The sequence below is a fragment of the Pseudomonas sp. MM227 genome, from assembly GCF_947090715.1.
Lineage (GTDB): Bacteria > Pseudomonadota > Gammaproteobacteria > Pseudomonadales > Pseudomonadaceae > Aquipseudomonas > Aquipseudomonas baltica.
In genome coordinates this window covers 24,736-43,944 of sequence record NZ_OX352319.1, presented here as the reverse complement: position 1 = coordinate 43,944, position 19,209 = coordinate 24,736, and the positions used below count along the sequence as shown (strand labels likewise).

The 19,209-nt window shown below is 63.1% G+C and carries 23 protein-coding genes; 11 read left to right on the top strand and 12 right to left on the bottom strand.

The window, feature by feature from the left end; translation table 11 throughout:
- Nucleotides 1–51: 51 nt before the first annotated feature.
- The gene (locus ONG87_RS00215) at nucleotides 52–309 is read right to left on the bottom strand and encodes a YheV family putative zinc ribbon protein (protein WP_043191945.1); all 258 of its coding nucleotides are present in this window, start codon (nucleotides 307–309) and stop codon (nucleotides 52–54) included.
- A complete protein-coding gene (gene prlC, locus ONG87_RS00210; protein WP_264381999.1) occupies nucleotides 306–2,354 on the bottom strand; it encodes an oligopeptidase A in 2,049 nt (682 codons plus the stop codon). The genes ONG87_RS00215 and prlC overlap by 4 nt, the downstream gene beginning before the upstream one ends.
- A gap of 92 nt (nucleotides 2,355–2,446) precedes the next feature.
- On the opposite strand from prlC, the gene ONG87_RS00205 reads away from it, so the two are divergent.
- On the top strand, nucleotides 2,447–2,992 hold the full coding sequence (locus ONG87_RS00205) for a gamma carbonic anhydrase family protein (protein WP_264381998.1): 546 nt from the start codon (nucleotides 2,447–2,449) through the stop codon (nucleotides 2,990–2,992).
- Between the two features lie 4 nt (nucleotides 2,993–2,996).
- Nucleotides 2,997–3,653: an HAD family hydrolase gene (locus ONG87_RS00200; RefSeq protein WP_185794602.1), complete on the top strand. Its 657-nt coding sequence runs from the start codon at nucleotides 2,997–2,999 to the stop codon at nucleotides 3,651–3,653.
- A 140-nt stretch (nucleotides 3,654–3,793) separates the two neighbouring features.
- On the opposite strand, the gene ONG87_RS00195 is transcribed toward ONG87_RS00200, so the two are convergent.
- The gene (locus ONG87_RS00195; protein WP_264382889.1) at nucleotides 3,794–4,750 is read right to left on the bottom strand and encodes an aminopeptidase; all 957 of its coding nucleotides are present in this window, start codon (nucleotides 4,748–4,750) and stop codon (nucleotides 3,794–3,796) included.
- Nucleotides 4,751–4,962: 212 nt separating this feature from the next.
- On the opposite strand from ONG87_RS00195, the gene ONG87_RS00190 reads away from it, so the two are divergent.
- Nucleotides 4,963–5,376, top strand: a complete 414-nt coding sequence (locus tag ONG87_RS00190) for a hypothetical protein (protein WP_264381997.1) — start codon at nucleotides 4,963–4,965, stop codon at nucleotides 5,374–5,376.
- A 109-nt stretch (nucleotides 5,377–5,485) separates the two neighbouring features.
- A complete protein-coding gene (locus tag ONG87_RS00185) occupies nucleotides 5,486–5,899 on the top strand; it encodes a hypothetical protein (protein ID WP_122480073.1) in 414 nt (137 codons plus the stop codon).
- Between the two features lie 50 nt (nucleotides 5,900–5,949).
- Here the strand turns inward: ONG87_RS00185 and ONG87_RS00180 are convergent, their stop codons facing one another.
- Together ONG87_RS00180 and ONG87_RS00175 are read right to left on the bottom strand one after the other, a co-directional pair.
- Nucleotides 5,950–6,183, bottom strand: coding sequence for a DUF1161 domain-containing protein (locus ONG87_RS00180; RefSeq protein WP_264381996.1), 234 nt, complete (start codon nucleotides 6,181–6,183; stop codon nucleotides 5,950–5,952).
- Nucleotides 6,184–6,236: 53 nt separating this feature from the next.
- Nucleotides 6,237–6,662: an OsmC family protein gene (locus ONG87_RS00175; protein WP_122480139.1), complete on the bottom strand. Its 426-nt coding sequence runs from the start codon at nucleotides 6,660–6,662 to the stop codon at nucleotides 6,237–6,239.
- A 197-nt stretch (nucleotides 6,663–6,859) separates the two neighbouring features.
- Here ONG87_RS00175 and ONG87_RS00170 point away from each other — a divergent pair, with 197 nt between their 5' ends.
- Complete coding sequence (locus ONG87_RS00170; RefSeq protein ID WP_264381995.1) at nucleotides 6,860–7,861, top strand: LLM class flavin-dependent oxidoreductase; 1,002 nt, start codon at nucleotides 6,860–6,862, stop codon at nucleotides 7,859–7,861.
- A gap of 101 nt (nucleotides 7,862–7,962) precedes the next feature.
- On the opposite strand, the gene ONG87_RS00165 is transcribed toward ONG87_RS00170, so the two are convergent.
- Together ONG87_RS00165 and ONG87_RS00160 are read right to left on the bottom strand one after the other, a co-directional pair.
- Nucleotides 7,963–8,187, bottom strand: a complete 225-nt coding sequence (locus ONG87_RS00165) for a DUF1161 domain-containing protein (RefSeq protein WP_122480071.1) — start codon at nucleotides 8,185–8,187, stop codon at nucleotides 7,963–7,965.
- Between the two features lie 133 nt (nucleotides 8,188–8,320).
- Nucleotides 8,321–8,536, bottom strand: a complete 216-nt coding sequence (locus ONG87_RS00160; RefSeq protein WP_043191958.1) for a dodecin — start codon at nucleotides 8,534–8,536, stop codon at nucleotides 8,321–8,323.
- 145 nt (nucleotides 8,537–8,681) lie between these two features.
- Here ONG87_RS00160 and ONG87_RS00155 point away from each other — a divergent pair, with 145 nt between their 5' ends.
- Nucleotides 8,682–9,005: a YqjD family protein gene (locus ONG87_RS00155; protein ID WP_122480070.1), complete on the top strand. Its 324-nt coding sequence runs from the start codon at nucleotides 8,682–8,684 to the stop codon at nucleotides 9,003–9,005.
- Here ONG87_RS00155 and ONG87_RS00150 read toward each other — a convergent pair.
- A complete protein-coding gene (locus ONG87_RS00150) occupies nucleotides 9,002–9,898 on the bottom strand; it encodes a LysR family transcriptional regulator (RefSeq protein WP_264381994.1) in 897 nt (298 codons plus the stop codon). The genes ONG87_RS00155 and ONG87_RS00150 overlap by 4 nt on opposite strands.
- A gap of 106 nt (nucleotides 9,899–10,004) precedes the next feature.
- On the opposite strand from ONG87_RS00150, the gene trpB reads away from it, so the two are divergent.
- Both trpB and trpA read left to right on the top strand, forming a co-directional pair.
- On the top strand, nucleotides 10,005–11,228 hold the full coding sequence (gene trpB / locus ONG87_RS00145) for a tryptophan synthase subunit beta (protein WP_264381993.1): 1,224 nt from the start codon (nucleotides 10,005–10,007) through the stop codon (nucleotides 11,226–11,228).
- Nucleotides 11,225–12,037 (top strand): tryptophan synthase subunit alpha, encoded by an 813-nt coding sequence (trpA, locus tag ONG87_RS00140; RefSeq protein WP_185794612.1) that lies wholly within the window; start codon nucleotides 11,225–11,227, stop codon nucleotides 12,035–12,037. Before trpB ends, trpA begins: the two co-directional genes overlap by 4 nt.
- Before the next feature lie 86 nt (nucleotides 12,038–12,123).
- On the opposite strand, the gene ONG87_RS00135 is transcribed toward trpA, so the two are convergent.
- The gene (locus ONG87_RS00135) at nucleotides 12,124–13,032 is read right to left on the bottom strand and encodes a LysR family transcriptional regulator (RefSeq protein ID WP_122480066.1); all 909 of its coding nucleotides are present in this window, start codon (nucleotides 13,030–13,032) and stop codon (nucleotides 12,124–12,126) included.
- Between the two features lie 114 nt (nucleotides 13,033–13,146).
- On the opposite strand from ONG87_RS00135, the gene betC reads away from it, so the two are divergent.
- Nucleotides 13,147–14,658, top strand: a complete 1,512-nt coding sequence (betC, locus tag ONG87_RS00130) for a choline-sulfatase (RefSeq protein WP_264381992.1) — start codon at nucleotides 13,147–13,149, stop codon at nucleotides 14,656–14,658.
- 38 nt (nucleotides 14,659–14,696) lie between these two features.
- On the top strand, nucleotides 14,697–15,617 hold the full coding sequence (gene choX / locus ONG87_RS00125) for a choline ABC transporter substrate-binding protein (protein WP_192059263.1): 921 nt from the start codon (nucleotides 14,697–14,699) through the stop codon (nucleotides 15,615–15,617).
- 92 nt (nucleotides 15,618–15,709) lie between these two features.
- Here choX and aroE read toward each other — a convergent pair whose 3' ends face one another.
- The gene (gene aroE / locus ONG87_RS00120; protein WP_122480137.1) at nucleotides 15,710–16,534 is read right to left on the bottom strand and encodes a shikimate dehydrogenase; all 825 of its coding nucleotides are present in this window, start codon (nucleotides 16,532–16,534) and stop codon (nucleotides 15,710–15,712) included.
- Nucleotides 16,535–16,551: 17 nt separating this feature from the next.
- The gene (hemF, locus tag ONG87_RS00115) at nucleotides 16,552–17,475 is read right to left on the bottom strand and encodes an oxygen-dependent coproporphyrinogen oxidase (protein ID WP_264381991.1); all 924 of its coding nucleotides are present in this window, start codon (nucleotides 17,473–17,475) and stop codon (nucleotides 16,552–16,554) included.
- A gap of 165 nt (nucleotides 17,476–17,640) precedes the next feature.
- Between hemF and ONG87_RS00110 the strand changes: the two genes are divergently transcribed.
- A complete protein-coding gene (locus tag ONG87_RS00110; protein WP_192055196.1) occupies nucleotides 17,641–18,612 on the top strand; it encodes an NADPH:quinone reductase in 972 nt (323 codons plus the stop codon).
- A gap of 42 nt (nucleotides 18,613–18,654) precedes the next feature.
- Here ONG87_RS00110 and ONG87_RS00105 read toward each other — a convergent pair whose 3' ends face one another.
- The gene (locus tag ONG87_RS00105; RefSeq protein WP_122480061.1) at nucleotides 18,655–19,209 is read right to left on the bottom strand and encodes an L-threonylcarbamoyladenylate synthase; all 555 of its coding nucleotides are present in this window, start codon (nucleotides 19,207–19,209) and stop codon (nucleotides 18,655–18,657) included.

Genomic DNA, 19,209 nt, shown 5'->3' with positions numbered 1-19,209 from the left:
CCGGCTATTGCCGTCGGCCTGCCCTTGCGGCAAGTCGACGGCACGCCTGGCTCAAGGCTTCTTGAGCTTGGGGTTGGGAAAGAACTGCACCGGTTGCGACGTGGGCCGGGCAACCTTGACGGCGACCTTGTTGACCCGCGTGCCCAGCTCGCTGGGCACCGACTGGCCCTGCGCGTTCAGCGTGTCGCTGTAGCCACAGGCCACGCACTCGCGATGCGGGACTTCGTCGACGCTCCACATCATCAGCTTGTCCGGCTCGCTGCACGCCGGGCAGACGGCCCCGGCGATGAAGCGTTTCTTGGTGATCATGCTGCCGCTTCCTCGCTCAACCCGCTGTGGCGCAGCAGCGCATCGATGGAGGGCTCGCGACCGCGAAAGTCGACGAACAGCACCATCGGTGCCTGCGACCCACCACGGGCCAGAATGGCTTCGCGGAACGCGCGGCCAGTGTCGGCGTTGAGCACGCCGTCTTCCTCGAACTTGCTGAACGCGTCGGCCGACAGCACTTCGGCCCACTTGTAGCTGTAGTAACCGGCCGCGTAGCCGCCGGCGAAGATGTGCGCGAAGCTGTTGGGAAAGCGGTTGTAGGCCGGTGGACGCATGACCGAAACCTCGTCGCGGACACCGTCGAGCACTTCCATCACGCTGCGGCCGTCGCCGTGGGAGGCATGCAACTCGAAGTCGAACAGCGAGAACTCGATCTGCCGGACCATCATCAAGCCGGACTGGAAGTTCTTCGCCGCCAGCATCTTCTCCAGCAGGTCCTGGGGCAATGGCTCGCCGGTTTCATAGTGACCCGAGATCAGGGCCAGGCCTGCGGGTTCCCAGCACCAGTTTTCCATGAACTGGCTGGGCAACTCGACTGCGTCCCACGCCACGCCGTTGATACCCGAGACGCCCACATGCTCGACCCGCGTCAGCAGGTGGTGCAGGCCATGGCCGAACTCGTGGAACAGGGTGGTGACTTCATCGTGGGTCAACAGCGCGGGCTTGCCGGCATCGGCCGGGGTGAAATTACACACCAGATTGGCCACCGGGCTCTGCAACTCGCCGGCCTCGGTGCGACGCCGGTCGCGCGCGCCGTCCATCCAGGCGCCGCCGCGCTTGTTGGCGCGCGCATAGAGATCGAAGAAGAAGCGGCCCACGTGCTGGCCGTTTTCCTTGATCTCGAACAGGCGTACGTCGGGGTGCCAGGTGTCGAACCCTTTCTGCTCGGCGATCTCGATGCCGTACAGGCGCTGCACGATGGCGAACAGGCCGCCCAGCACCTTGTCGATGGGGAAGTAGGCGCGCAGCGCCTCTTGGGAAACGCTGTAGCGCTGTTCGCGCAGCTTTTCGCCATAGAAGCCGCTGTCCCAGCTTTGCAGGTCGGCACAACCCTGTTCGGCGGCGTAGGCTTTGAGCTGTTCCAGATCCTGGGCTGCGAACGGCTTGCTGCGCTGAGCCAGATCACGCAGGAAGGTCAACACCTGATCGGTCGATTCGGCCATCTTGGTGGCCAGGCTCAACTCCGAATAGCTGGCGTAGCCCAGCAGCTGCGCCAGCTCCTGGCGCAGGTCGAGGATCTCGCGCATCACCGGCGTGTTGTCGTTCTGGCCAGCATTGGGGCCTTGGTCCGACGCGCGGGTGCAGTAGGCCGCGTAGAGTTCTTCACGCAGGGCACGGTCGTGAGCGTAGGTCATGACCGCGTAGTAGCTGGGGAACTCGAGGCTGATCAGCCAGCCGTCCAGGCCCTTGGCCTGCGCCGCCGCAGCCATCTGCGCCTTGGCCGAGTCCGTCAGCCCGGCCAGGGACGCTTCGTCGGTAACATGCTTGGTCCAGGCCTGGGTGGCATCGAGCAGCTGGTTGGAGAAACGGCTGCCCAGTTCCGAGAGCTTGCTCTGTACCTGTGCGTAGCGCTGCTGCTGATCCACCGGCAAATCGATACCGGACAGGCGGAAATCGCGCAGCGAGTGCTCCAGAATGGTTTTCTGGGCAACGTCGAAGTTCGCAGCTTCAGGACTGTTGGCCAGGGTTTCGAAAGCCTGGAACAGTTCGCGGTTCTGGCCCAGCTCGGTGGAGTAGGCACTGAGCGCTGGCAGGCACGCTTCATAGGCCTGGCGCAGTTCGGCACTGTTGCACACGGCATTGAGGTGGCTGACCGGGCTCCAGGCGGCGCCCAGGCGGTCGTTCAGCTCGTCCATGGCCAGCACCAGGCCGGCCCAGGTAGGCTGGCTGCCCTGGGTTTGCAGAATGTGGGCAATGGCCGCGCGGTTGTCGGCCAGGATCTGTTCAATCGCCGGTTGTACGTGCTCGGCACGGATCGCCGAGAACGGCGGCAGGTCGTAGGACTGCAGAAGGGGATTCGCGCTCACGGTTAAACACCTTGGCTATTGAAGAAACACTGGGACATCTTAATTACAATTGCGATTCACCGCAGCTATCGACAACACAGAGGATGCCTATCGTGGCTATTCGCACATTCCAGCAGCAAACGCCGCGCCTTGGCGAACGCGCCTTCGTCGACCGCTCGGCGGTGGTCATCGGCGACGTCGAGATCGGCGCCGATAGTTCGATCTGGCCGCTGACCGTGGTGCGCGCAGACATGCACCGCATCCGCATCGGCAAGCGCACCAGCGTGCAGGATGCCAGTGTGCTGCACATCACCCATGCCGGCCCGTTCAATCCGGACGGTTTTCCGTTGCTGATCGGTGACGACGTGACCATCGGCCACAAGGTCATGCTGCATGGCTGCACCCTGGGCAATCGCATCCTGGTCGGCATGGGCAGCACGGTCATGGATGGGGCGGTGGTGGAGGACGATGTGATCATCGGCGCTGGTAGCCTGGTGCCGCCGGGCAAGCGCCTGCTCAGCGGCTTCCTGTACGTGGGCAGCCCGGCCCGCCAGGCGCGGCCGCTGACCGACAAGGAACGCGCGTTCTTCACCTACACCGCTGGCAACTACGTGAAGCTCAAGGACCAACACCTGGCCGAAGGCTTCGACAAGGACTGATTCCGTGCACTATCAAACTATCCTGTTCGACCTCGACGGCACCCTGACCGACCCGCGCGAGGGTATCACCCGCTCCATCCAGTATGCCTTGGCCAAACTGGGCATCGACGAACCCGATCTGCGCAACCTGGAGCATTTCATTGGCCCACCCCTGCTGGAGCAGTTCATGCACGCCTATGGTTTCGACGAAGCCCGCGCCTGGCAGGCAGTAAATTTCTACCGCGAGCGTTTCCGCGTTACGGGCCTGTATGAAAACCAGATCTTCGCCGGTGTCATCGCGCTGCTCGAAACATTGCAGGCGCAGGGCCGGCATTTGTACATCGCCACGTCCAAACCCTGGGAGTTCGCCCGGGAAATCGCCCGCCATTTCGATTTCGCCAGGCACTTCAAGGTCATCTACGGCAGCGAGCTCGACGGCACGCGAACCGACAAGGTGCAACTGATCGCTCATATCCTCGAGCAGGAAGGGCTGCAGCCGACGCAGACCTTGATGGTCGGCGACCGCAAGCATGACCTGATCGGCGCCCGCCTCAATGGCCTGGATTGCGCGGCGGTGGGCTATGGGTTCGGCTCGCGGGAAGAGCTGGTCCTGGAAAATCCGACGTATCATTTCGATACGTTGCAGGCGCTGCATGAGGCGTTTTTGCAAGGCGCGGGATGATGCGGTGAAGGTGCGGGCCTCTTCGCGGCCACTGGCCGCTCCTACGGGGATTCGTGCAGCGGTGTAGATACCGGGTTACGCAAGGCTTCGTGTAGGAGCGGCCAGTGGCCGCGAAAGGGCCCGAGAGAACACTGCGACCATCATCTGCCCAACCGATTCAACTCGGTCCTGCGCTGGTCCATCGGCAACTTGCCCAGCTTTTCCGCTTGGGCATAGAACGCCTGCCAATCACCATTGACCTGCCGGAACAGGCCGGCGAACGCCGGCACCCATTGGTCGTACAATCCGAACGGCAGCAGCTTGGCATTGTTCATCGGCCCGTTCATCCAGGCATCGAAACGCCGGTCGCCACCCCAGCGCCCATCGCGCAACTGGCGATAGTCGCGGCGCAGGCGCTCGAACTCGGCAGCCTTGCCAGCCTGCATGGCCTCGGCCGACAGCGGCTGTGCGTACAACGTGGCCAGGCGTTCGCGGGTCTCGAGCACCAGCCAGGTGAACTGCTCTCGCTGCACCGCCGGTGTGCCTGCCGCCTTCGGCAAACCGCGCCAGGCGCGCCACTGCCGGGTGCCCTCCTGCTCGACGAAGGTGGCGAAGGACTCGTTGAACTCGGTGTCGTCCTGCACATACACGCGCTGATGCGCCAGCTCATGGAAGATCAGCGTGGCCAGGCGCTCGTCGCCCCAGCCCAGCATGGTGTTGAGAATCGGATCATCGAACCAGCCCAAGGTCGAGTAGGCTTCGACGCCGCCGATGTACACATCCCGGCCCGCCAGCTTCTGCAGCGCCGCTTCGCCCCGCGCGCCGGACTGGCTGTAGTAGCCGCGGTAGGCAACGCACCCCGCGATGGGAAAGCAGTGGGTCAACGGGGCGAGGGAAAACTCGGGCGTGGCGAACACGTTCCACACCATCAGCGGCCGACCGATGTCGGCATACAGCCGATAGCTGCGGTTGTCCGGCAGGTGCAGATGCACGCTGGCGAAATCGCGAGCGGCCTGGGCACGCTGCAACTGCTCGCGCAGGCGCGGGTCGCGCGCGGGGTCTGCGATGATCCGCGTGACCGGCTCGCGTGCCTGCAACAGCTGCCACTGGCCCTGCATCAGCTGGCCGTAATAGCCGACGCTGGTGCAACCGCTGAGCAGGAACAGCAGGCACAGGGGAACAAAAGCGCGCAAACCGCGGTCGAGTGCGGCAAGAATGGAACGACGAACAACAACGAATTCATGCATGTGGTTTTCCATGGCCAGGCCCGCCAGCGAGCAGGTGTTATCGGCGCTGACCCTGCATCTTACGATCCCATCAGGAGAATTCCATGCGCGCATTGATCATTGCTGGCTGCATGCTGGCCCTTGCCGGCTGCGCCGGTCTGCCCGACCCGGACCCCAACCAGGCCTGGATCGATCTGCAGGCCAACGGGCACAACGCCCTGCAGGCGACGCAAGTCGACGAGCGGGAATGGGGCGACACCCGTTATTTCGAAGTCGAACCCGGCAGCCATGAGCTGACCGTGCGCTTGCAGTTCCCCGTGCAGCCGACCAACATCGGCCCAGTCCCCGCGCCGCTGTGGCGCAACTGCGAACTGAACCTCACCTATGCCGGCTTCGACGCGGGGCAGCGGTATTTCCTGGAAGCCGGCAGCGTCGGCTTTCGCCCGTGGGCCAGGCTCTACGACGAGCAGCGCAAACTGGTAGGCCAGGCGCAACCTGCGGGCTGCCAGAGCGCCTGAGCACTGGCCTGAACATGGCCACCGTCGGCGGCGACTCGCAGCGCCGACGCAAAGCTTCTAGACTCGACCTTTGTCCTGCTCACTTTCTTCCTGCAGCCAAGGAGCTTCCATGCGCGCCGTGCTCGCCCTGTTGACCCTCGCCACGCTTGCTGGCTGCGCCAATCCGCCGTTGCCGGCCGTTGACCCTGGCAAGGCCTGGATCGAGATGTTCACCACGACCGGTCGCCTGGTCATGGCAGAAAGTCTGGATGGTCGCAAACTCAATGACGGCCGCTACTTCCAGGTAGATCCCGGCAGCCATGAGCTGGAAGTGCGTTTTGACTACGAAATGTACGCCGGTGGCGGGCTGGTCAACGACCCGTTCGACCGTACCTGCTACCTGACCGTGCGCTATGACGGCTTCAAGGCAGGCCAGCGCTACCGCCTGGAGGGCAGGGCAATTGCCATGCAGGCCAGTGCCCGTCTGTACGATTCAAGCCGGGAGATTGTTGCCGAAGATCGGGCGATTCACTGCATTCCCTGAATCCAGGCGCAGCAGTGCACCACTGAATGGCAGCAGCGGATGCCGCGGGATCAGGTGTCGTTCTTTTGATAGATGATCTTGCGCGTGCCGTTGTCGCACGAACCCACCACCATGCTCGGGTCCTTGGCGTCCAGATTGTCGACAATTTCCAGCGTGTAGGACACAACGCCTGCCGCCTGGATCTTGCCTTCGATCTCGGCCTTCAATTCTTCGCACGACACGGGTGCAGCCGACGCCGAGGTTGCCAGGACACTGCATGTCATCGCCAAAATGAATCGTTTCATGGGCAATTCTCCAGGTGAGTGAGCAGTGTACGGCAACCGGGCGCAACCCTACCTCAAGATTCCAGCTTAGCGTCCAGGGTGATCTGGGCGTTCAGCACTTTCGACACCGGGCAGCCTTCTTTGGCCTTGTTAGCCAGTTCTTCGAACTTCGCCTGGTCGATGTTGGGGATCTTCGCCGACATGGTCAGTTTGATGGCGGTGATCGCGAAACCTTCGCCTTCCTTGTCCAGCGTGACCTCGGCCGTTGTGTTGATCTGGTCTGGCGTGAAGCCTTCGCCACCCAGGATCATCGAGAAGGCCATGGAGAAACAGCCGGCATGGGCCGCGCCGATCAATTCTTCAGGGTTGGTGCCAGGCTGGCCTTCGAAGCGGGTGTTGAAACCATAGGGATTGCTTTTCAGGGCGCCGCTTTGCGTCGAGATCTCGCCCTTGCCGGTTTTCAGATCGCCTTTCCAGACAGCCGATGCGGTTTTCTTGATGCTCATAAAGCCTCCTTGATGGGCGCGACGGGTTCGCGCGGTGACAAGTGTTCAGAGGCCATGGCGCGAGGCAAGTTCAGCGCCGTTCTGACCGCTGGCTATTGAATCCGAACCATAAGCCCATATTGATTACACACTCGGTAGCAAAGATGCGCGGGGCATCCCACCTGCCACATACCCACAGGATGCCAATGATCATGACTGGTTTGACCGATACGAAATACTCCGTCCTCGACCTTGTACCGGTGCGTGCCGACCACGGCCCGGCGCGGTCGCTGCACAACGCGCTGGACCTGGCACGCCACGCCGAAGGCTGGGGCTACAACCGTTTCTGGGTGGCCGAGCATCACAACATGGACGGGATCGCCAGCTCGGCGACCTCGGTGTTGCTGGGCTATCTGGCGGGGGGCACTTCGTCGATCCGCGTCGGCTCGGGCGGGGTGATGCTGCCCAACCATGCGCCGCTGGTGATCGCCGAGCAGTTCGGAACCTTGGAAAGCCTGTATCCGGGGCGCATCGACCTGGGCCTGGGCCGCGCGCCGGGGTCGGACCAGATGACGGCGCGCGCGTTGCGCCGTGAGCGCTCCGGCAGTGCCGACGATTTTCCCGACGACGTCCGCGAGTTGATGGCCTACCTGGGGCCACGCACTCCGGATCAGAAGGTGATTGCGGTGCCGGGCAGCGGCACCAACGTGCCGGTCTGGTTGCTGGGCTCCAGCTTGTTCAGCGCGCAGCTGGCGGGCATGTACGGCCTGCCGTACGCCTTCGCTTCGCATTTCGCGCCGCGCTACATGCATGAGGCAATCCGGGTCTATCGCGCTCACTTCCAGTCCTCCGAGGTGCTCGACAAGCCTTATGTGATGCTCGGCGTGCCCTTGGTGGCAGCCGACAGCGACGAGCACGCCGACTACCTGGCAACCTCGGTCTACCGCCGCATCCTCAACCTGATGCGTGGCCAGACCCTGGTGCAGCAGCCACCCGTGAAGAGCATGGAAGGGTTGTGGTTGCCCCATGAAAAGGCCGCGGTCGGGGACTTTCTGGGCTTGGCGATGGTGGGAGGACCGGCGAAGATCCGCGCCAAGCTGGACGTGCTGAAGGAACAGACTCAGGCAGATGAGCTGATCTTTACCTGCGATCTGTACGAGCATGCCGACCGGTTGCGGTCGTATGAGCTATTGGCGCAGGTGATGCGGAGCTGAGCCTTGCACCGACCTGGTGTATTGCGGGGTTCGTTTCGCGGCCGCTGACCGCTCCTACAGGGGATTTCGTTTTCTGTGGGAGCGGGTGGCGGCTGCAATCTTCAGCGCTTGTAGACGATAGCCTTGGTACCGCCTTCACACGAACCGACTACCTGGAAACCGGCATCCGGAGTGACGTTGTCGACCACTTCCAGCGTGTAGCCCGACACGCCATTGGCGTCGATCTTCGCGGCGATTTCGCCCTTGAGTTCTTCACACGACTTGCCCGCAGCGAACGCGCCGCTTGCCAGGCTCAACAAACCCACAGCCAATAAAACTCGCTTCATCGCTTACATCCTTGGTCTGATAGTGCCGGTTTAAAGACAAACGGCGGGCCGCCTGGATTCAGGTCGACACGCCGGTAATGTGTTGTAACTCAACCTATGGCATTCGGCCAGTCGGAAGATTCCGTGTTTTCTGTCAGCTGTTCTGGATACGGAAGCCGACTTTGAGTGTGACCTGGAAATGCGCCACGCGACCGTCTTCGATATGGCCACGGGTTTCGGTCACTTCGAACCATTCCATTTTCTCGATGCTTTTGCTCGCTTCGGCCAACGCATTGTTGATGGCGTCTTCGATGGTGGTGGTCGAGGAACCTACCAGTTCAACCTTCTTGTACGTGTGGTGATCGCTCATGATGCTCTCCGTTAGGGTGGCTACTGAAGTGGTTGTCTACCTGTGTGGGGATTTCTGCGCTAAAAGTTCACACGCACTGCACTTTCATCTTGCAGCGCAGTCGGAATCTACACACGCTATTCACCACAATGAAGGAGAGTTACCCATGGCAATTTCGTCACGCAAAGCTTCGCTGCAGAGCATGGAAGCAGAAATCGAAAGCCTGCTCCGCTCCCTGGAAAGCCTGAAAGAAGATTCCACCGAGGAATCGCGCAAGGTGCTCAAGGCGCTTAAAGCCAACGCGGAATCCGCGCTGAGCCATTCGCGCAGCCTGATCAGCGACGCGTATGAAGAAGTTAAGGTCAAGACCAAGGAAACCGGTATTGCCACCCGTGACTACGCTCAGGAGCACCCTTGGGCCGCCGCCGGCGTAGCCGTTGGCGCGCTGGGCCTGATCGCCGCCTACCTGATGTGCAATCGCAGCAACTAATCGACCTGGCGTTCGAGCTCTTGCGCAAGCCATAGCGCCAGTTGTCGGGCGCGCCCGTCTGCGGCGCGTCGCGGGACCCAAAGTGCCAGCCGCGCCGGGGTTTGCGTAAACCCCCAGGGCGCGGCCAGGCGCCCGGCACGCAGGTCATCGACCACCAGTGGCTCGGGCGCGATGGCAATGCCCAGCCCGGCCACCGCTGCCTCCAGCAAATAATACAAATGCTCGAACCCCTGTCCCATGGTCAACGCCTCGGGATCCAGGCCGTTGCGCCGTGCCCAGCTGGGCCAGGCCTGTGGCCGCGATGTGGTGTGCAGCAACGAGTGCCCGAGCAAGTCGCTGGTCGCACGGCTCTGCAAGGCTTCGAACCCTTGGAAGCGCGGGCTGAGTACCGGGCCGATACGCTCTTCGGCCAGCTCGAACACGTCCATGTCGGCGGGCCAGGGCGGCTCGGCGAACATCAGCAAGGCGTCCAGCCCGGGACGGCGGGGGTCCAGATCACCTTCGCCGGCCGAGAGGTGCAGGCGCAAATCCGGCAGCTCGCTGTTCAGCCGACCCAATCGAGGTATGAACCAGCGCGCCAGCAAGCTTCCCGAGCACCCCAGAACGAACGGTGCCTGGGCCTGGGCCTGGCTGAGCTCCGTACAGACCAGACGCAAACGCTCGAAGGCCTCGGCGCTGGCATCGCGCAGTCGAATGCCGGCATCTGTGAGTTTCAAGCCACGCCCCTGCTTGACGAACAACGCGATGCCCAGATGCTCTTCAAGCACTTTCAACTGTCTGCTCACGGCACCGTGGGTAACGCTCAGGTAGTCAGCCGCCTTGCTGGCGCTGTTCAGCCGGGCAGTGGCTTCGAACGCTTTGAGGGCATTCAGCGGGGGCAGGTCACGGCTCATGGTATTGTGAGAAATCCTGACAGGTTGTCGAGATCTTATCGGTTTTCTTCGATCGTTGTCGTGGGTACAGTGGCTACATCGTCATTCAATTCCCCTGGAGCTTCGCATGACCCAGACCAATCTTCGCAGTGGCCCTGACAGCAACGGCCTGTTCGGCGCCTTCGGTGGCCGCTACGTCGCCGAAACCCTGATGCCGCTGGTGCTGGAGCTGGCTCGCGAATACGAAGCCGCCAAGGCCGATCCCGAATTTCTCGAGCAGCTCGCCTACTTTCAACGCGACTACATCGGCCGGCCCAATCCGCTGTATTTCGCCGAGCGCCTGACCGAACACTGCGGCGGGGCGAAAATCTACTTCAAGCGCGAAGAGCTCAACCACACCGGCGCGCACAAGGTGAACAACTGCATCGGCCAGGTGCTGCTGGCCAAGCGCATGGGCAAGAAGCGCCTGATCGCCGAGACCGGCGCCGGCATGCACGGCGTGGCCACGGCCACGGTGGCGGCTCGATTCGGCTTGCCCTGTGTGATCTACATGGGTGCCACCGATATCGAGCGCCAGCAGGCCAACGTGTTTCGCATGAAGCTGCTGGGCGCTGAAATCGTGCCGGTCACCTCCGGTACCGGCACTCTGAAAGACGCCATGAATGATGCCTTGCGCGATTGGGTCACCAATGTCGACGACACCTTCTACCTGATCGGCACCGTGGCCGGTCCGCACCCTTACCCGGCCATGGTTCGTGACTTTCAGTCGATCATCGGCAAGGAAACCCGCGAGCAGTTGCAAGAGAAGGAAGGCCGCCTGCCCGACAGCCTGGTGGCGTGCGTGGGTGGCGGTTCCAATGCCATGGGCCTGTTCCATCCTTTCCTGGATGACAGCAGCGTGGAAATCATCGGTGTCGAAGCCGCCGGCCATGGTGTGGATTCCGGCAAGCATGCCGCCAGCCTCAACGGCGGCGTGCCCGGCGTACTGCACGGCAACCGCACCTATCTTCTACAGGACGAGGACGGGCAGATCACCGACGCGCACTCCATCTCGGCCGGCCTGGACTACCCTGGCATCGGTCCTGAACACGCCTATCTGCATGAAATCAAGCGCGTGAACTACACCAGCATCACCGACGAAGAGGCGCTGGCCGCGTTCCACGCCACCTGCCGCCTGGAAGGCATCATCCCGGCGCTGGAAACTGCCCATGCCCTGGCCGAGGCCATGAAGCGCGCGCCAACATTGCCCGCCGACCATCTGATGGTAGTGTGCCTGTCCGGCCGCGGCGACAAGGACATGCAAACCGTCATGAGCCATATGGGCGCCCACCCGCAGGAGACACTGGCATGAGCCGCCTCGAACAACGCTTCGCCGACCTCAAGGCCGAAGGCCGCGCCGCGCTGGTGACGTTCGTCACGGCGGGCGACCCAGGCTACGATGCCTCGCTGTCCATCCTCAAAGGCTTGCCGGCTGCCGGCGCCGATGTGATCGAACTGGGCATGCCCTTCACCGATCCGATGGCCGACGGCCTGGCCATCCAGCTGGCGACCCTGCGCGCACTCAACGCCGGGCAGACGCTGGCGAAAACCTTGCAGATGGTCCGCGAATTCCGCGTCGACGACAGCACCACGCCGATCGTGCTGATGGGTTACTACAACCCGATCCACCGCTTCGGCGTCGAAGCCTTCGTGGCCCAGGCCAAGGAAGCCGGTGTCGACGGCCTGATCATCGTCGACCTGCCGCCCGAGCACGACGGCGAACTCGCCACCCCGGCGCAAGCCTCGGGTATCGACTTCATTCGCCTGACCACCCCCACCACCGATGATGCGCGCCTGCCACGGGTGCTGGAGCGCAGCTCCGGCTTCGTCTACTACGTGTCGGTGGCCGGTGTGACCGGTGCAGGCTCGGCCACCACCGAGCATGTCGGCGCTGCCATCGAGCGACTGCGCCGGCACACTCACCTGCCGATCAGCGTCGGCTTCGGCATCCGCACCCCTGACCAGGCCGCCGCCATCGCCCGGCTCGCGGACGGCGTAGTGGTCGGCTCGGCCCTGGTCGACAAGATCGCCAACGCCCAGCATCACGGCCAGGCCGTAGAGGATGTGTTGTCGCTGTGCAGTGCCCTGGCCCAAGGCGTACGCAGTGCTCGTGTGCAGTGAATCCGAGAGTATTGACCCAGGGCACACTCCTGGCCCGTGCAAAGCCAGCGGCCAGAGCGACATAGAAGGGTGAAAGGAACAGGCAGCTATCGCCCGCCTTGTTCCTCCATCACCCAATCCAGAAAGCGCTGCACCATCTGCCCGCGGCGCTTGCGTTGCGGGACGACCACGTAATAGCCCAACGCCGATGTTGCGCTGCCCTGAAGGGGGCGGCACAGCAGCTCTTGATCCAGCAGTGCATCCACCAAGTGCCGCCAACCGATGGCGACGCCCTGACCAGCGATGGCCGCCTGGATCAGCAAGGTGTAGTTATCGAAACGCAACTGGCCGGGGGCAGGCACACCTGGAATGTGCAGCGCGCGAAACACGTCGTTCCAGTCGAACCACTGGCTGCTGTGCTCGCCGCGCAGGTGCAGCAACGGCAACTCGATCCAGGCATCCAGCGCCAACGGCTGACGGTAACCGGCCAGCAGGCGCGGGCTGCACACTGGATACACCTCTTCGTTGAACAACCAATGGCTTTCGCCCTGGCGAAACCGACCATCGCCAAACAGCACCGCGACGTCGATATCGGGCCGGAGCAGGGCGTGACTGCGCTCGCTGGTGACCAGGCTGACATCGACCTGTGGATAACGTTGATGGAAGCGGTGCAGCCGCGGCATCAACCAGTACGCCGCAAAGGCGAAGTCAGTCGACACCTGCAGCACCTCGTGCTGAGTCTGCGCGGTGATTGCCTGCAAGCCGTCGTCGATGCGTTGCAGCCCCGCCTGGACCGCCTCGAACAGCGCAAGGCCGGCGTCTGTCAGGACGATGCCACGGTAGATGCGATCGAACAGGCGAGTGCCCAGCTGTTCCTCCAGACGCTTGATCTGCTGGCTGATGGCTGGCTGAGTGGTGCCCAATTCGACAGCCGCTGCTGTGAAGCCATGCAGACGCGCCGCTGACTCGAAGGCACGCAACAGGTCGAGGGACAAACCGCCGATACTTTCATACATAAGCTGCGCTTATCCTAGGCATTGTCGACAGCAGGCTTTACCGGGCTGGGCAGGGGCCGCATTCTGAATCGAAGCAAATTCGCATTACTCCCGACTATGGAATGCCCTGAGCCGATGAAGCGCAAGAACATTCTTTTCATCATGGCCGATCAGATGGCCGCACCCATGCTGCCGATCTACGCGCCATCACCGATCAAGCTGCCGAACATCAGCCGTTTGGCCGAGACCGGGGTGGTCTTCGATGCGGCCTACTGCAACAGCCCGCTGTGCGCGCCTTCGCGCTTCACATTGGTCAGCGGCCAGTTGCCGAGCAAGATCGACGCCTACGACAACGCTGCCGACTTTGCCGCCGACGTGCCGACCTATGCCCACTACCTGCGGCGCCTGGGTTACCGCACCGCACTGTCGGGCAAGATGCATTTCTGTGGCCCGGACCAGCTGCACGGCTACGAGGAACGCCTGACCAGCGATATCTATCCGGCCGACTACGGTTGGGCGGTCAATTGGGACGAATCCGACGTTCGCCCCAGCTGGTACCACAACATGTCCTCGGTGTTGCAGGCTGGCCCGTGCGTGCGCACCAACCAGCTGGATTTCGATGAAGAGGTGGTCTTCAAAGCCCAGCAGTACCTGTTCGATCACATTCGCGAAGACGGCGATCGGCCATTCTGTCTGACGGTTTCGATGACCCATCCGCACGACCCCTACACCATTCCCAAGCCGTTCTGGGACCTGTATCGCGACGAAGACATCCCACTGCCTCAGGATGTACCGGACCAGGCTGCGCTGGACCCCCACTCGCAACGCCTGCTCAAGGTCTATGACCTGTGGGACAAGCCCCTGCCGGTGAACAAGATCCGCGATGCACGCCGCGCCTACTTCGGTGCGTGCAGCTACATTGATCACAACGTCGGCAAACTGCTGCAGACCCTGGAAGAAACCGGGTTGGCCGACGACACCATCATCGTCTTCTCCGGCGATCACGGTGACATGCTCGGCGAGCGTGGGCTCTGGTACAAGATGCACTGGTTCGAGATGGCCGCGCGGGTGCCGCTGCTGGTTTGCGCGCCCGGGCAGTTCAAGCCAGGGCGAGTGCAGGCCGCAGTCTCTACCGCCGACCTGCTGCCGACCTTCGTCGAGCTGGCCGGTGGCGAACTGGAACCCGGCCTGCCGCTGGACGGACGTTCGCTAGTGGCCCATCTGCAGGGTGAAAAGGGGCATGACGAAGCGTTCGGTGAATACATGGCCGAAGGTACCCACAGCCCGTTGATGATGATCCGCCGTGGCGCGATGAAATTTATCTACAGCGAGGTCGACCCTTGCCTACTCTATGACGTGGATAACGACCCACGCGAACGTGAAGACCTGAGCCAGTCACCCCCGCACCGGGCACTGTTCGAGGCTTTCCTGAGTGAAGCCCGCCGCAAATGGGACATGCCGGCGATACACCAACAGGTGCTCGCCAGCCAGCGCCGGCGCCGCTTCGTGGCCGGCGCACTGGCCCAAGGCAAGCTGAAGAGCTGGGACCACCAGCCGCTGGTGGACGCCAGTCAGCAGTACATGCGCAACCATATCGACCTGGACGACCTGGAGCGCAAGGCACGTTATCCACAACCCTGCCCATAACATTCGAAGCTCTGAGGGGAAGTCGCATGAAGGTCACCATGAAGATATCCACAGCCCTGGCCGCCGGTTGGCTGGCCGTTGCCGGAACCACGGCGGTCGCCGACGAACAACGGTGCGAGACGGTGAAGATGGCCGACCCGGGCTGGAGCGACATTGCCGCCACCAACGCGCTCACCAGCCTGGTGCTGGAAGGCATGGGTTACCGGCCCAAGATCGACACGCTGGCGGTGCCGATCATCTTTGGCGGTCTCAAGGATGGCCAGGTGGATGTCTTCCTCGGCAACTGGATGCCGGCCCAGCAGGGTTTCTACGACAAGTTCGTGGCCAATGGTGACGTGGTGCAGTACGCCAAGAACCTGGACGGCACCGAGTTCACCCTGGCCGTCCCCGACTACGTGTATGACGCGGGTGTGAAGGATTTCGCCGACCTGGACAAGCACGCCGACAAGTTCGGCAAGAAGATCTACGGGATCGGTTCAGGGGCACCGGCCAACCTATCGCTGGCCGAGATCATCAAGAAGGACGAATTCGGCCTGGGTGACTGGAAACTGGTCGAGTCCAGCGAGCAGGCGATGCTGACCGAGGTCAATCGCAACGTGAAGAAGAAGTCGTTCGTGGTCTTCCTCGGCTGGACGCCGCACCCGATGAACGTGCAGATCAAGCTCAAGTACCTCACCGGCGGCGAGAAGTATTTCGGCTCGACCGGCACCGTGCACACCCTGACCCGCAAGGGCTATGCCGAGAGTTGCCCGAACACCGGCAAGCTGCTCAGCAATCTGGTGTTCACCCAGGACATGGAGAACAGCATCATGGCCGATGTGGCCAATAGCAAGAAAACCAGCGCACAGGCGGCGCAGGCCTGGCTGAAAGCCAATCCGGCGGTGTTGGAGAAGTGGCTGGAAGGTGTGAAAACGCTGGATGGCAAGGACGCGCTGCCGGCGGTACGCGCGAAGCTTTGATTTGACGGGCTTTGATTTGATGGGTGTCAGTCATGGCCCCTTCGCGGGCAGAGAGCTCGCGAAGAGGCCTTCACTGACACCCTTCAATCAACTCAACCCGCCGCCATTTCCCGGCGCAGCTGGCTCAGCACCGGCGCCGTATCCACCGCCACGCCGCGCCAGTAGGTGAACGCTTCGGCTGCCTGCTCGACCAGCATCCCGAAACCGTCCAGCGACAGCCGTGCGCCGTGTTCGCTGGCCCAGCGGCAAAACGGCGTTGGCTCCTTGCCATACATCATGTCGTAGCAGACCGTCACACCGGGCTCGATCAGGCTGGCGGCGATCGGTGGCAGATCGCCCGCCAGGCTCGCCGAAGTGGCATTGATGATGATATCCACCGGCTCTTCCAGCCAATCGAAGCCACTGGCCGCCACCGGGCCCAGGTCAGCGAACAGCTGCGCCAGCTGTTCGGCTTTCTCGACCGTGCGGTTGGCGATCACCAGTGACAGTGGCTGCTGTTCGAGCAACGGCTCGACCACTCCACGCACCGCGCCGCCGGCACCCAACAGCAGAATGCGCTTGCCCTGCAAGGTCACGCCGGCGTTGTTGACCAGGTCGCGCACCAGCCCCACGCCGTCGGTATTGTCGCCACGCAGGCTGCCATCGGGCAGCCGACTGAGCATGTTCACCGCGCCGGCGCGCTGCGCGCGCGGGGTCAGTACGCTGCACAGGCCGAACGCCTGCTCCTTGAACGGTACGGTGACGTTGGCGCCCAGCCCTTCTTCGAAAAAACCCAAGGCACTGCGGGTGAAGTCGTCGATGGGCGCCAGCCGTGTGTCGTATACCAGCGCCTGGCCCGTCTGCTCGGCAAACAAACGGTGAATGGCGGGTGATTTGCTGTGCCCCACCGGGTTGCCGAAAACCACGTAACTGTCCATGCGAATCGGTTCCTGAATCATAGGGGAGGGGTCTGCGCCAGCCAGTCGCGATCCTGCAGAAAGTAGTCGGTGAGCCGCGCTTCCTCGCTGCCAGGTACGGCTTTCCAGTCATAGCCCCAACGCACCTGCGGCGGCAGTGACATCAGGATCGACTCGGTACGGCCACCCGACTGCAGGCCGAACAGCGTACCGCGGTCGTAGACCAGGTTGAACTCGACGTAGCGCCCGCGGCGAAACTCCTGGAATTCACGCTGCTGCGCGGTGTACGCCATGGCCTTGCGCCGCTGCACGATGGGCAGGTAGGCGTCGATGAAGGCATCGCCGATGGCGCGCATGAAGGCGAAGCTGGTGTCGAAATCCCATTCGTTCAGGTCATCGAAGAAGAGGCCGCCCACGCCCCGCGGCTCGCCCCGGTGCTTGAGGTGGAAATAGCGGTCGCACCAGGCCTTGTAGCGTGGATAGACATCGGCGCCAAAAGGCTCGCAGGCCTGTTGCGCAACGCGATGCCAGTGGATGCAATCTTCCTCGTGAGCGTAGTAGGGCGTCAGGTCGAAGCCGCCGCCGAACCACCAGACGGCCTCTTCGCCTTCCTTTTCGGCAATGAAGAACCGCACGTTGGCGTGGGAGGTGGGCACGTGCGGGTTGTGCGGGTGGATCACCAGCGACACGCCCAGTGCCTCGAAGCCGCGACCGGCCAGCTCCGGTCGATGGGCGCTGGCCGAAGGAGGCAGGCCGGCGCCGAATACATGGGAAAAGTTGACCCCGCCTTTCTCGATCAACTCACCGTCTGCAATCACCCGGGTGCGCCCGCCGCCGCCCGCTGCGCGCGTCCAGGCATCTTCGACGAAGTGCGCGCCGCCGTCTTCGGCCTGCATGGCGTGGCAGATTCGATCCTGCAGATCGAGCAGATAGGCCTTTACGGCCTCTGTGCGGGTAGTCATGGCATCACCTTGAAAAAGGGCAAATACCGCCAGCGGCCTGGGAACACGCCTGACCGGCGATCAAGTCGGCGCGTAGCATAGCATCGCTCACCGCGTGCGGCAGTTGACGCCGATCAAGCAAAGGCGTCCGATAGGCCCTCGCCCAACGACAGCAGGAGTGAGCAGATGGCAAAGCGTATCCAGTTCGGTTCCACCGGCGGCCCGGAAGTCCTCGAGTTCGTCGACTTCGAGCCCAGGCAACCGGGCCCGCAAGACATTCGCGTACGCAATCACGCCGTGGGCGTGAACTACATCGACAACTACTTCCGCAGCGGCCTGTACCCGACGCCACTGCCTTCGGGCCTGGGCACCGAGGCCGCTGGCGTGGTCGAGGCGGTCGGCAGCGAGGTGGACCGTTTCAAGGTCGGCGACCGTGTGGCCTACGCAGGTGGCCCCCTGGGCGCCTACAGCGATCTGCACGTGCTGCCGGCGGCCATGGCTGTACGCCTGCCCTCGAGCATCAGCTTCGAACAGGCCGCTGCGGTGATGCTCAAGGGCCTGACCGTGCAATACCTGCTGCGTCAGACCTACAAGGTCGAGGCCGGCGAAACCATCCTGTTCCATGCCGCCGCCGGTGGTGTGGGCTCGCTGGCCTGCCAATGGGCGGCAGCACTGGGCGTGAAGCTGATCGGCACCGTCAGCTCGCCCGCCAAGGCCGAACGGGCCAAGGCCCTGGGTGCCTGGGAGGTGATCGACTACAGCCACGAAGACGTGGCCAAGCGAGTGCTCGAATTGACCGACGGCAAGAAATGCCCGGTGGTGTACGACGGTGTCGGCAAGGACACTTGGGAAACCTCGCTGGACTGTCTCCAGCCGCGCGGCTTGATGGTCAGCTTCGGCAATGCGTCGGGTGCGGTCAGTGGGGTCAACCTGGGCATCCTGTCGCAGAAGGGCTCGCTGTACGTGACTCGCCCGACCCTGGCCAGCTACGCCGTGCCCGGCGCAGTACAGGGCATGGCCGACGAGCTGTTCGAGATGATCGCCAGCGGCAAGCTCAAGGTCGACGTCAGCCAGCAGTACGCACTGAGCGATGCCGCCAAGGCGCAGACCGCACTCGCCGCGCGCGAAACGGTGGGCTCGACCATCCTGCTGCCATGAAACCAGGCGGGGAGCCCCGTGAACACGGCTCCCTGCCTGGCCTCAGGGCCTGATCACTTCACCGGTGATCAGGTCGCGAATCACGCTCGGGCTCTTGCGCCCGCCCAGCGCGCCGCCCAGCACGACGTCCACTTCGCCACGAAAGTATTGCTCGACGCGCAGGCGGCTGCGCGCGGCCGGGCGGCCTTGGCGATTGGCAGAGGTCGACACCAGCGGCCCGACCAGCGCGCACAGCTCCCGCACCTGCGGGTGATCGCTCACGCGCAGGGCCACGGAATCGTGGATACCGGTGATCCATTCGGGCAGCAGGCCCTGGTGAGGCACCAGCCAGGTGTTCGGGCCGGGCCAGGTACTGGCCATGCGATCGATCCACTCTTCGGGAAAATCCTCGAACAGAAAGTCGAATTGCCGGATGTTGTCGGCGATCAGGATCAGGCCCTTGTCGACCGAGCGTTCCTTGATGGCCAGCAAGCGGTACACCGCTTCTTCGTCCCATGGATCGCAACCCAATCCCCAGACAGCTTCGGTAGGGTAGGCGATCACCGCGCCCGCTCGGATCTCGCGCGCCGCTTGCTGCACACGCCAACTGCTCACCAT

Coding starts and splice junctions, on each gene's coding strand:
- ONG87_RS00215 (WP_043191945.1), bottom strand. CDS start 309: ATGATCACCAAGAAACGCTTCATCGCCGGGGCCGTCTGCCCGGCGTGC.
- ONG87_RS00195 (WP_264382889.1), bottom strand. CDS start 4,750: ATGCAGGGCCAGTGGCAGCTGTTGCAGGCACGCGAGCCGGTCACGCGG.
- ONG87_RS00190 (WP_264381997.1), top strand. CDS start 4,963: ATGCGCGCATTGATCATTGCTGGCTGCATGCTGGCCCTTGCCGGCTGC.
- ONG87_RS00185 (WP_122480073.1), top strand. CDS start 5,486: ATGCGCGCCGTGCTCGCCCTGTTGACCCTCGCCACGCTTGCTGGCTGC.
- ONG87_RS00180 (WP_264381996.1), bottom strand. CDS start 6,183: ATGAAACGATTCATTTTGGCGATGACATGCAGTGTCCTGGCAACCTCG.
- ONG87_RS00170 (WP_264381995.1), top strand. CDS start 6,860: ATGACTGGTTTGACCGATACGAAATACTCCGTCCTCGACCTTGTACCG.
- ONG87_RS00165 (WP_122480071.1), bottom strand. CDS start 8,187: ATGAAGCGAGTTTTATTGGCTGTGGGTTTGTTGAGCCTGGCAAGCGGC.
- ONG87_RS00160 (WP_043191958.1), bottom strand. CDS start 8,536: ATGAGCGATCACCACACGTACAAGAAGGTTGAACTGGTAGGTTCCTCG.
- ONG87_RS00155 (WP_122480070.1), top strand. CDS start 8,682: ATGGCAATTTCGTCACGCAAAGCTTCGCTGCAGAGCATGGAAGCAGAA.
- ONG87_RS00150 (WP_264381994.1), bottom strand. CDS start 9,898: ATGAGCCGTGACCTGCCCCCGCTGAATGCCCTCAAAGCGTTCGAAGCC.
- trpB (WP_264381993.1), top strand. CDS start 10,005: ATGACCCAGACCAATCTTCGCAGTGGCCCTGACAGCAACGGCCTGTTC.
- trpA (WP_185794612.1), top strand. CDS start 11,225: ATGAGCCGCCTCGAACAACGCTTCGCCGACCTCAAGGCCGAAGGCCGC.
- ONG87_RS00135 (WP_122480066.1), bottom strand. CDS start 13,032: ATGTATGAAAGTATCGGCGGTTTGTCCCTCGACCTGTTGCGTGCCTTC.
- betC (WP_264381992.1), top strand. CDS start 13,147: ATGAAGCGCAAGAACATTCTTTTCATCATGGCCGATCAGATGGCCGCA.
- choX (WP_192059263.1), top strand. CDS start 14,697: ATGAAGATATCCACAGCCCTGGCCGCCGGTTGGCTGGCCGTTGCCGGA.
- aroE (WP_122480137.1), bottom strand. CDS start 16,534: ATGGACAGTTACGTGGTTTTCGGCAACCCGGTGGGGCACAGCAAATCA.
- hemF (WP_264381991.1), bottom strand. CDS start 17,475: ATGACTACCCGCACAGAGGCCGTAAAGGCCTATCTGCTCGATCTGCAG.
- ONG87_RS00110 (WP_192055196.1), top strand. CDS start 17,641: ATGGCAAAGCGTATCCAGTTCGGTTCCACCGGCGGCCCGGAAGTCCTC.
- ONG87_RS00105 (WP_122480061.1), bottom strand. CDS start 19,209: ATGGTGAGCAGTTGGCGTGTGCAGCAAGCGGCGCGCGAGATCCGAGCG.